General features: G+C 35.2%; 10 protein-coding genes. 8 read left to right on the top strand and 2 right to left on the bottom strand.

Annotated features, from left to right (window positions below; translation table 11 throughout):
- Positions 1–140: 140 nt before the first annotated feature.
- Both RMO83_RS11690 and topA read right to left on the bottom strand, forming a co-directional pair.
- Positions 141–1,292 carry a formimidoylglutamase gene (locus RMO83_RS11690; RefSeq protein ID WP_310559877.1) on the bottom strand — a complete coding sequence of 384 codons (1,152 nt, stop codon included), beginning with the start codon at positions 1,290–1,292 and terminating at the stop codon, positions 141–143.
- 3 nt (positions 1,293–1,295) lie between these two features.
- Entirely contained in the window at positions 1,296–3,830 is a 2,535-nt protein-coding gene (gene topA, locus RMO83_RS11685; RefSeq protein WP_310559876.1) for a type I DNA topoisomerase, read from the bottom strand.
- A 263-nt stretch (positions 3,831–4,093) separates the two neighbouring features.
- Here topA and miaB point away from each other — a divergent pair, with 263 nt between their 5' ends.
- From miaB to groL, 8 genes are all read left to right on the top strand, one after another.
- Positions 4,094–5,539, top strand: coding sequence for a tRNA (N6-isopentenyl adenosine(37)-C2)-methylthiotransferase MiaB (gene miaB / locus RMO83_RS11680; RefSeq protein WP_310559875.1), 1,446 nt, complete (start codon positions 4,094–4,096; stop codon positions 5,537–5,539).
- 83 nt (positions 5,540–5,622) lie between these two features.
- A complete protein-coding gene (locus RMO83_RS11675) occupies positions 5,623–5,994 on the top strand; it encodes a GxxExxY protein (RefSeq protein ID WP_310559874.1) in 372 nt (123 codons plus the stop codon).
- Positions 5,995–6,264: 270 nt separating this feature from the next.
- Positions 6,265–7,545 (top strand): sigma 54-interacting transcriptional regulator, encoded by a 1,281-nt coding sequence (locus tag RMO83_RS11670; RefSeq protein WP_310559873.1) that lies wholly within the window; start codon positions 6,265–6,267, stop codon positions 7,543–7,545.
- Positions 7,546–7,628: 83 nt separating this feature from the next.
- The gene (locus RMO83_RS11665) at positions 7,629–8,132 is read left to right on the top strand and encodes an LptE family protein (protein WP_310559872.1); all 504 of its coding nucleotides are present in this window, start codon (positions 7,629–7,631) and stop codon (positions 8,130–8,132) included.
- A gap of 88 nt (positions 8,133–8,220) precedes the next feature.
- Positions 8,221–9,072 carry a tetratricopeptide repeat protein gene (locus RMO83_RS11660; protein ID WP_310559871.1) on the top strand — a complete coding sequence of 284 codons (852 nt, stop codon included), beginning with the start codon at positions 8,221–8,223 and terminating at the stop codon, positions 9,070–9,072.
- Positions 9,073–9,075: 3 nt separating this feature from the next.
- On the top strand, positions 9,076–9,417 hold the full coding sequence (gene secG, locus RMO83_RS11655) for a preprotein translocase subunit SecG (protein WP_310559870.1): 342 nt from the start codon (positions 9,076–9,078) through the stop codon (positions 9,415–9,417).
- A 138-nt stretch (positions 9,418–9,555) separates the two neighbouring features.
- Positions 9,556–9,831, top strand: a complete 276-nt coding sequence (groES, locus tag RMO83_RS11650) for a co-chaperone GroES (RefSeq protein ID WP_310559869.1) — start codon at positions 9,556–9,558, stop codon at positions 9,829–9,831.
- 89 nt (positions 9,832–9,920) lie between these two features.
- Positions 9,921–11,549, top strand: coding sequence for a chaperonin GroEL (gene groL / locus RMO83_RS11645; RefSeq protein ID WP_310559868.1), 1,629 nt, complete (start codon positions 9,921–9,923; stop codon positions 11,547–11,549).
- Positions 11,550–11,747: the final 198 nt, after the last annotated feature.

Raw genomic sequence — 11,747 nt, 5'->3', positions numbered from 1 at the left:
CTGTCCGAAAACAGATTTACTAGAAAAATAATTACTTTTACTCATCGTTTTTTGTCTTTTGCAAAACCAAATTACGATTTTAATTGAGAAGCCATTTTTATGGCTTCTTTTTTATTTACTTTTATCGGACAACAATGATATTAAATAGTGTTTTTACGTTGTGCTTTCCACCATCTTTCAGGAATTTCTTGATTACAAGCTCCCAAATACTCTTCATATGAGCAAGGTAGTAACGAACTTTTCTTCAACTTATTATTTGCGTCTGAAATAAATGGTATTTCAATCCACCATCTATCGGTTTTATTGCTTTTATAAAAGATCAATTCTTCTTCAAGTGGTACGATATATTTAATATAATTTTCTCGGCTTCCAAAGGGATATTCGTTAGACCGATACTGAAAGCCCTCGATAAAATACCAAATAATTTGCGCAATAAGAACGGATTCTTGTGCAGAATTATTGTGATTAAAAATTCCAAAAAGCGAAACTTTATCACTGATGCCAGCATATCTTGATAAAGCGCAAATTTCTTTTCCGCTAAATCCATTAGGCGAAAAAGAAGTGAAATTTCCTGAAGCATATGATTTTATTGCTGTAAGGTCAAGACTTACAAGATCAGCATCTCTAAAAACAGGTTCCGAAAGTGTTATACTATTCGAAATTTCACCCAAACGATAGGCTTCAAAGAATAATTTATCGATTAAATCAATTTCTTCCTGAGAATTTAAATAGGTTTGATATCCGAGATTACAAAAATTAAAAAGATTGTTGGGTTCTTCGATAATTATTTTTGTCAAATACGATGATGAAGCTATAACGGCATCGCTCTCTTTTCCAAAATCGAATTTACTGTCTATTGAAACTAGGTTTACCATTTGCTCCAATTCGTCATAAGCTCTATAAAGAGCATACGTCAAATCCTGAGTACCCCCAATAATTATTGGAATAATTTTCTTTTTAATTAAGGTGGAAACTACTTTTCGAAGAGCATAATGAGTGTCCGTAATCGAATTTCCTGCAAGAATATTTCCTAAATCAGCAATTGACGCATCCCAATTGCCAGGAAACAATCCATACAATTCTTTGCGAATATGCGACAAATCTACTTCCTCGGCCTGATTAACATCACCTCTATTTTCTAAAACACCAACAATAGCAATTTTAATTTTATCTAAATCCGGAAAATCTTCAGCGGTATGAAAAACTACTTTACTTCCCAATTGCTGGGAAGAAAATCCTTTGATTACTTGAAGGATTTCATTATCTAAAGGTTTTAGAAAATCAAATTCCATAAATTATTTCTTTTTTGCTACTGTTTTTTTGGCAACTGCTTTTTTAGCTGTAGGTTTTTTTACCGCGGTAGTTTTCTTTGCTGCGACCTTTTTGGCTGGCGTTTTTTTGGCAATCATTTCTTGCACTTGCTCCAATGTCAATTTAGTGGCATCGATATCTTTACTTAATTCAATTTTGATTTTCCCTTTTGTTATTTCAGATCTTCCCCAACGTGCTTTTTGAACTAAAATGCCTTCATCTTCCCAGTTGTGAATAACCTTATCAATATTTTTTTGCAATTTATCTTCAATCAACTCCACAATATCAGATTGTGACAAATTATTAAAATTATATTTCTTACTGACATTGATGAAAACCCCGTCCCATTTAATAAAAGGTCCGAAACGACCTGTTCCTTTTTGAACCGATTCACCCTTATACGTTGCTATAGGAGCATCTGCTTGCGCTTTATCATCAATTAATTCCTGAGCTCTAACAAAAGTAATATCCAATGGGTTTTCACCTTTTGGCAACGAAACAAAAGCGCTTCCGTGACGAACATAAGGGCCAAAACGACCGTTGCTTACCTCAACTTCTTCTCCTTTATAGGTTCCCAAATTTTTTGGCAACAAAAACAAATCTAAAACTTCTTCCAAAGTAATATTTCCAATATTTTGCTCATTCATCAAACTGGCAAATTTCTTCTCTTCATCATCGGCTTCTCCAATTTGTGCCATTGGACCAAATTTTCCTAAACGAACTGAGACTTGTTTTCCTGTTTTTGGATCTGTTCCTAAAATTCTTTCACCGCTCTCACGGTCTGCATTGGCTTCGACATCTTTCACATTTGGGTGGAATTTATCGTAGAATTCCTGCATCATTATCGTCCAATTGACGTTTCCTTCTGCAATCTCATCGAAATCCTGTTCTACTTTGGCAGTAAAATTATAATCTAGAATATTTTCGAAATTCTTCACCAAGAAATCAGTAACAATAGTTCCAATATCTGTGGGCACAAGTTTTCCTTTATCAGAACCTGTATTTTCTTTAAGTAACTTCTCACCTACTTTCCCTGCTTGTAAAGTAAGTTGCGTGTAATTGCGTTCTTGACCGTCAAGTGTACCTTTCTCGACATAATTTCTATTGATTATCGTGGAAATTGTTGGCGCATAAGTTGACGGACGACCAATTCCTAATTCCTCCAATTTTTTTACCAAAGAAGCTTCAGTATATCTTGATGCTGGACGAGAATATCTTTCTGTTGCAGAAATATAATTATTTTGTAACTTCTCGTTGACTTTCATTGCTGGCAACATTCCTTCTTGCTCATCATCATCGTCATCATTTCCTTCGAGATATACTTTAAGAAATCCTTCAAAAAGCAAAACTTCTCCTGATGCAGTAAATATTTCACTATGATTATTGGCTGCAATCTTTACATTGGTGCGTTCCAATTCAGCATCGCTCATTTGCGAAGCCAAAGTTCTTTTCCAAATCAAATCATACAAACGCGCTTGATCTCTATCGATATTTACAGTATGACGTGACATATCTGTTGGACGAATTGCTTCGTGCGCTTCTTGTGCGCCTTTGCTTTTATTAACAAAAGTTCGTGGTTTAGAAAACTCCTTACCATAGGATTTGATGATTTCAGCTTGAGCTGCTTCCATCGCCTCTTTTGATAAATTTACGCTATCTGTTCTCATATAAGTAATGAGTCCAGCTTCATACAAACGTTGCGCTAATTGCATTGTAATTCCAACGGGCAAATACAGTTTTCTTGCGGCTTCTTGTTGCAAAGTCGAAGTCGTAAATGGGCCGGTTGGTGATTTTTTTGTTGGTTTTGTTTCTAAATCTGAAACTTTATAAGTAGAACCGATATTCTTTTTCAAGAACTCTTCGGCTTCTTTTTTGGTATTAAAATTCTTTGGAAGTTTGGCCTTAAATGATTTTCCAGCTTCGTTTGTAAATTCAGCAACAACCGAATAAGAAGCTATTGGGTTAAAGTTCTGGATTTCTCTTTCTCGCTCCACTATTAAACGAACCGAGACCGATTGCACACGTCCAGCTGAAAGACCTCCTTTAATTTTCCTCCATAATACTGGCGATAATTCATACCCAACCAATCGGTCTAAAACTCGACGAGCTTGTTGTGCATTGACTAAATTATAATCTATTTCACGGGGATTATCAATTGCTTTTAGAATGGCAGTTTTGGTAATTTCGTGAAAAACAATCCGTTTGGTTTTGGCTTTTACTAAATTTAATTCTTCGTATAAATGCCAAGAAATTGCTTCTCCCTCGCGATCCTCATCACTTGCTAACCAAACCATGTCGGCTTTTTTGGCAAGTCCTTTCAGTTTTGTAACCAAGGCGCGTTTATCGGCAGAAACTTCGTATTTGGGTTTAAAATCATTTTCTACATCTACACCAATTTCTTTGGAAGGCAAGTCAGCAATGTGTCCATAACTAGACTCCACTTGGTAATCGCTTCCTAGAAATTTCTCGATTGTTTTTGCCTTTGCAGGTGACTCTACAATAACTAAATTCTTTGCCATAGTTCAATTTTTCTGCGACAAAAGTAGAAGTTTTTTTTAAATATTGCGCTTTTGGTAATTTTAAAAGTAAATTAAATATAAGAAATCTAAAATTAAATAAAATCCAATCTTAAAACTTTTCAAAATTAATTAAATGAAAAAGTGCAATTATTGATTAATTACTGAACTTAAAATACTGTTAATTCTTAGTCTGACATCTTGTCAGATTGATTCAAATAATTGTAACTTTGCATTCTTATTAAAACACACTTTTGAAAGTGACTATGGAAAAGAGTATTGAAGAAAGCAAGCAAGGCGAAAGCCTCCTTTTAGATTATAAACCAGAGAATACCAAGAAACTCTTTATAGAAAGTTACGGCTGCGCGATGAATTTTTCGGATAGCGAAATCGTGGCTTCCATCCTATCGTCAAATGGATATAATACCACACAAATTCTTGAGGAAGCGGATTTGGTTTTGGTCAATACCTGTTCGATTCGTGACAAAGCAGAACAAACCATTCGAAAACGTTTAGAAAAATACAATGCGGTGAAACGCACCAATCCGAAGATGAAAGTCGGTGTTTTGGGCTGTATGGCAGAACGTTTGAAAAGCCAGTTTCTCGAAGAAGAAAAAATTGTTGACCTCGTTGTAGGTCCTGATGCGTATAAAGATTTACCCAACTTATTGGCAGAAGTTCAAGAAGGTCGAGATGCCATAAACGTTATTTTATCTAAAGATGAAACTTATGGAGACATTTCACCCGTTCGATTGAATTCGAATGGCGTTTCGGCTTTTGTTTCCATCACGCGGGGTTGCGATAATATGTGTACGTTTTGCGTGGTGCCTTTTACTCGAGGTCGCGAACGCAGCCGCGAGCCGCAAAGCATAATGAAGGAAATTCAGGATTTGTGGGACAATGGTTTTAAGGAAATTACACTTTTGGGACAAAATGTTGACAGTTATTTATGGTATGGCGGCGGACTGAAAAAAGATTTCACCAATGCTTCCGAAATGCAAAAAGCAACCGCTGTTGATTTTGATCAATTACTCGAAATGGTGGCTGTTGGTTTTCCAAAAATGCGCATTCGGTTTTCAACCTCCAATCCGCAAGATATGCGCGAAAGTGTGTTGCACGTGATTGCGAAACATTCGAATATGTGCAAGCACATACACTTGCCGGTTCAATCAGGAAGCAACAGAATCCTAAAGGAAATGAACCGTTTGCACACTCGGGAACAGTACATGACTTTGATTTACAAAATAAGAACTATTATTCCTGATTGTTCCGTTACCCAAGACCTAATTTCTGGTTTTCCAACTGAAACCGAAGAAGATCATCAAGATACTTTGAGTTTAATGGAATACGTGAAATACAGTTTTGGTTATATGTACGCCTACTCGGAACGACCGGGAACACTGGCTGAACGCAAAATGGAAGATGATGTTCCAGAATTAACAAAATTGAGAAGACTACAAGAAATTGTGGATTTACAAAGAAGTCACAGCGCAATAAGAACTCAGGAATTCGTGGGGAAAACGGTGGAAGTTTTGATTGAAAAAGCATCTAAAAAATCAGATAAAGATTGGTCTGGAAGAAATTCACAAAGTATAGTGGTGGTTTTTCCAAAAGAAAATTATAAAATTGGGGATTTTGTGAATGTAAAAATCATGAGATGCACCAGCGGAACCTTAATTGGCGAAGCGGTTGGATACTCTGAAATGAATTAATCTTTTTCACCACAAATTACACAAATTTTCACAAATTAATTTTTTTGTACTGTTTTTACCTACTTAAACCAAGTGTCAAATTTATGGAATATTACAAGCAAGAGGAAAATTACATTATTATTGGTATTTGCATGGAAGTTCATCGGATTTTAGGCAAAGGTTTATTGGAAATTGTATATAAAGACGCATTGGAAATTGAATTTAAAAATAAAAATATTCCTTTTGAAAGAGAAAAAGAATTTTCAATTGAATACAAAGGAAATATACTTCCTCATAAATTTTACGCTGATTTTATTATTTATGATGAAATAATTTTAGAAGTAAAAACAGCCAAAGAAATCAATAACGAACAAATTGCACAAACATTGAATTACATAAAACTTGCAAATTCTCAAATTGAAATTATTGTTAATTTTCAAAATAAATCACTAACTCACAAACGATTAGTTATATAAATAAATTTGTGAAAATTTGTTTAATTTGTGGTAAAAAAACAAAAAAATGACCAAAAAAAACATACTTCTCGTTATAATAACTTTTCTTGTTGCATTTGGCACCACGTTCTACATCATTAGAACTTACTTTCCAAAACAAAAGGTGGAGAAAACCGCAATAGTAAAGGACTAGTTGAAAAAAACAGAGAAATAAAAAAGTTTAAAGTTTAAAATAAATCTGCGAATCTGCGGTTAACAAAAAGAGATTGCTTCGTGCCTCGCAATGACAATATGGAAACAGTTCAATCAATAAAACAACGATTTGAGATTATCGGCAATGACCCGAAACTCAATCGTGCGATAGAAAAAGCCATCCAAGTAGCTCCAACGGATATTTCGGTATTGGTTGTGGGTGAAAGTGGTGTTGGAAAAGAAAGTATTCCAAAAATTATTCATTCGCTTTCGCATAGAAAACACGGAAAATACATCGCCGTAAACTGCGGTGCCATTCCAGAAGGAACGATAGACAGCGAGCTTTTTGGTCACGAAAAAGGCTCTTTTACAGGCGCAACTTCTACTCGTGAAGGCTATTTTGAAGTGGCTAGCGGCGGAACTATTTTCTTAGACGAAGTAGGCGAACTGCCTTTGACTACACAGGTTCGATTATTAAGAATTCTCGAAAATGGTGAGTTTCTAAAAGTAGGTTCTTCCCAAGTTCAAAAAACGGATGTGCGCATTGTAGCAGCCACCAACGTCAATTTATTTGACGCCATCGAAAAAGGGAAATTCCGAGAAGATTTGTATTATCGATTAAGCACCGTAGATATTACTTTACCGCCTTTACGCGATCGAAAAGATGATATTCATTTATTGTTTCGAAAATTTGCGGCCGATTTTGCCCATAAATACAAAATGCCTCCAATTAAATTAGACGATAATGCCGTTCATTTATTGCAAAAATTTCGCTGGAGCGGGAACATTCGGCAGTTGCGAAATGTAGCCGAGCAGATTTCTGTTTTAGAAACCAATCGAGATATTTCTTCATCAACTTTACAATCTTATTTGCCTTCGGAAGCGAGTAATTTGCCTTCAGTAATCAAAGATAAAAAAGCCGAAAATGATTTTTCTACCGAAAGAGATATTCTATACAAAGTGCTGTTTGATATGAAAGGTGATTTACACGATTTGAAAAAACTGACTTTAGAATTAATAAAAAACGGTTCGGCGAAAGTGCAAGACATCAACACCAATTTAATTCAAAAAATATACGGTTCAAAAGAATTGGAAAGTGAAATTTCGTATGAAGAAGAACCAAATAATGCCGTTTTTTCTCCTGAAGCCCGAAGTTTCGGGACTGGACAAAATGAAAATATAAAATTCGAAGAAAACGAAGATGATTTTCAATTTGCAGAAACTATTGAGGAAGAAGAAATCCTAAAATTAGAACAAAGAGAAATCGAAATGATAAAAAAATCATTAGAAAAAAACAAAGGAAAACGAAAAGCAGCAGCCGATGAATTGGGTATTTCCGAAAGAACTTTGTATCGAAAAATAAAACAATTTGATCTATAAAAACATTTGAAATTCCAAATTAGTATATTTGGAAAAAAAATAGAGTTTATCTTTCAAAAATTGGACTTTGCAACAAGCATCTTATGAAAAAAATATATCCTTTTTTATTTCTAATTACACTGTTTTCCGTGAACAGTTGCAACGTCTACAACTTTACTGGTACCGGTAAAATTGACGCCAAAACTTTTCAGGTGAATTTTTTTCAAAATACGGCCGAGTTAGTCCAACCTGGAATCGACCGGACTTTTACCCTGACTTTACAAGATTTAATCCAAAATCAAACTAATTTAAACTTGGTAAAAAATGGAGGCGATTTAACTTACGAAGGAGAAATTACAGATTATAGAATTACACCGATGATGGCGACTGCCGAAATTAAAGCTGCGCAAAATAGATTGACCATTAGAGTAAAAGTGCAGTTTACCAATAAAAATAAAGAAGCCGATGATTTTGATAAAACATTCGAATTTTTCTATGATTATAAAGCTGATAAGCAACTTAGCGGATCTGATTTAGATGCCGCTGTAAAAGTAATTTACGAAAGAATCACACAAGATATATTCAACGAATCTTTGGCAAAATGGTAATTCCAGATTGCAGTCCCGAAGCTTCGGGAGCAGTTTTCAGTTAGCAACCGAAATCTGAAATCTGAAATCTAAAATCTTAAATCTTAAAATGAACGTAACCGATTTTACCTATTTAATAAACAAACCAGATGCTATCACCGAGAAGCAAACAGATACATTGGGAAGAGTTCTCGATGAATTTCCCTATTTTCAAAGTGCTAGAGCGTTGCGATTGAAAGGTCTTTTTAATGAAAATAGTTTTAGGTACAATTACGCTCTGAAGGTTACCGCTTCGCACACTACCGACAGAACCGTTTTGTTTGATTTCATTACATCCGATACTTTTGTCGCCATCCAAAAAGGATTGTATGACAAAAAAATACTCGAACTTCTTGATATTGGGGTTCTAGATTATGAAATAATAAAGCCCGAAATTCGTCTTGAACCAAAAATAAACACTTTAGAGGAATCGCTACTTGCTACTATAAAAGGAGCTTCACTAATTGAAGAGGAATCAACCACTAAAGTTGCGGAAGAAAATCTAGAGATGGGTAAACCTTTAGGGTTTTCGAAAGACGAAAAACATTCCTTTCAAGAATGGCTTCAACTATCACGAACACAGCCTATCGTTAGAGAAAAAGAAAGTGACGAACACACAAAAAGCATTTCATTAAATGACGATAAAAAGAAAAAATTAGACCTCATTGATAAGTTTATTCAAGCCAGTCCAAAGATTTCCCCTATAAAACAAAATGCAGAATCTAGTTTTACTATTGACTTAAATAAAACAGACAATTCTTACTTAATGACCGAGACTTTAGCAAGAGTATATTTAGAACAAAAAAAATATCAAAAAGCGATACAAGCTTATGAGATATTAATTTTGAAATATCCGGAAAAAAGTAGTTTCTTTGCAGACCGAATTACGGATATAAAGATTTTACATAATAATAATAATTAAACAATGAGCACATTTTCAATTTTTTTAGTATTAATAACAATAGTTTGCTTTTTACTTGTAGTAGTAATAATGGTTCAAAACCCTAAAGGTGGCGGGCTTTCTTCTTCTTTAGGTGGGTCAACACAAATTGGTGGTGTACAAAAAACTACCGATTTTTTAGATAAAAGTACTTGGACTTTAGGTGGAATATTAATCTTATTGATATTACTTTCCAGTTTAAGTTTTGGTGGTTCATTAGGAACTCCAGACTCAAAAATCATTGATAAAACGGAAGCTGTAACGCCAAAAGCGGCAAATCCTGCTCCAATGACTCCTGCTAGTTCAACTGAGCCAGCAAAAAAATAAGTAACACATACAAACCATACTAAATGCCAGCCTGTCAAAGCTGGCATTTTTTTTAAGAAAAAATGTCAGTTTTTCGCCCTTGGCATAATTTCTGAAAGTCAATAAACAACAACTTAATAATAAAATATATTCATAATTATGGCTTTAAATATTAAACCGCTTTCAGACCGCGTTCTTATAGAACCTGTCGCTGCTGAAACCAAAACTGCATCAGGGATTTTTATTCCAGACACCGCAAAAGAAAAACCACAAAAAGGAACTGTAGTTGCTGTAGGTAAAGGCACAAAAGACTACGAAATGACTGTAAATGTTGGCGACACTGTACTATACGGAAAATATGCAGGAACAGAATTAAAATTAGAAGGAAAAGATTATTTGATAATGCGTGAGGATGACATTCTTGCGATAATCTAGCCCCCTAACCCCCAAAGGGGGAATTTACAACTTAATAAATATTTACAAAACTTGAAACTTGAAACTTTCAAACTTTAAACAAAAAAATAATGGCAAAAGATATAAAATTTGATATCGAAGCACGTGACGGATTAAAACGTGGAGTAGATGCATTGGCAAACGCAGTAAAAGTAACTCTAGGACCAAAAGGTCGTAACGTAATTATTGGAAAGTCTTTTGGTGGACCAACTGTTACCAAAGATGGTGTTACTGTTGCAAAAGAAATTGAATTGAAAGACCCTTTGGAAAATATGGGTGCTCAAATGGTAAAAGAAGTAGCTTCTAAAACCAATGATTTAGCTGGTGACGGAACTACAACCGCTACTGTTTTAGCGCAAGCAATTGTAAAAGAAGGCTTGAAAAACGTAGCTGCAGGCGCAAATCCAATGGATTTGAAAAGAGGAATTGATAAAGCGGTTGAAGCCATTGTTGCTGACCTAGCCAAACAAGCCAAAGTAGTAGGAAGTGACTCTGAAAAAATCAAACAAATTGCTTCTATTTCTGCTAATAACGATGAAGTAATTGGAGAATTAATCGCCAATGCTTTCGCGAAAGTGGGTAAAGAAGGCGTTATTACTGTGGAAGAAGCCAAAGGAACTGATACTTATGTTGACGTAGTAGAAGGAATGCAATTTGACAGAGGTTATCTTTCTCCTTATTTTGTAACCAATCCAGAGAAAATGGAAGCCGAATTAGAGAATCCATATATTCTTTTGTACGACAAAAAAGTATCTTCTTTAAAAGAATTGTTGCCCGTTTTAGAACCAGTAGCTCAATCCGGAAAACCATTATTGATTATTGCAGAAGATGTTGATGGAGAAGCTTTATCCACATTGGTAGTAAACAAATTACGTGGTGCGTTGAAAATTGCTGCTGTAAAAGCTCCGGGTTTTGGTGACAGAAGAAAAGCAATGTTAGAAGATATCGCTATCTTAACTGGTGGAACTGTAATTTCTGAAGAAAGAGGTTATACTTTGGAAAACACGACTATCGAAATGTTGGGAACTGCTAAAAGAGTAACCATCGACAAAGACAATACTACCATCGTAAGTGGTGCTGGCGAAGCAGATATGATCAAAAATCGTGTGAACCAAATCAAGGGTCAAATGGAAGCTACGACTTCGGATTATGACAAAGAAAAACTGCAAGAACGTTTGGCTAAATTAGCTGGTGGTGTTGCTGTACTTTACGTTGGCGCTGCTTCTGAAGTAGAAATGAAAGAGAAAAAAGACAGAGTTGACGATGCGCTTCACGCTACTCGTGCCGCTGTCGAAGAAGGAATTGTTGCTGGTGGAGGTGTTGCTTTATTGAGAGCCAAAAATGCTCTTGCAGACTTAAAAGCAGACAATGCTGATGAAGCTACAGGAATCAAAATTATTTCTCGTGCAGTTGAATCACCTTTGAGAACTATTGTTGAAAATGCAGGGCTTGAAGGTTCTGTTGTTGTGGCGAAAGTTGCTGAAGGTTCAGGAGATTTTGGTTACAATGCCAAAACTGACGAATATGTAGATATGCTAAAAGCAGGTATTATCGATCCTAAAAAAGTAACTCGTGTGGCTTTAGAAAATGCTGCCTCTGTTGCGGGAATGATCTTGACTACCGAATGCGCGTTGGTTGATGTAAAAGAGGAAAGCGGATCTCAAATGCCAATGGGTGGTGGAATGCCAGGAATGATGTAAATCCATTGACGAAGTACGAAAGACGAAGTACGAAATTCAAAATCCGAAGTTTAAAAGTAGACTGCCCCCAAAAAGTTAGACACTATTTGGGGGTATTTTTATGGAAAGAAAAGTCAAGTATGATTATGCATTTAAGCTTGAATGCGTAAAATTAATTTTAGAAAAACATTACTCTTGTAATTATGTTTCTACACAAAA

This window comes from Flavobacterium sp. (assembly GCF_031423415.1).
GTDB lineage: Bacteria > Bacteroidota > Bacteroidia > Flavobacteriales > Flavobacteriaceae > Flavobacterium.
Note: the sequence above shows the minus strand (reverse complement) of the source record. Positions and strands in the feature narration are given on the sequence as shown.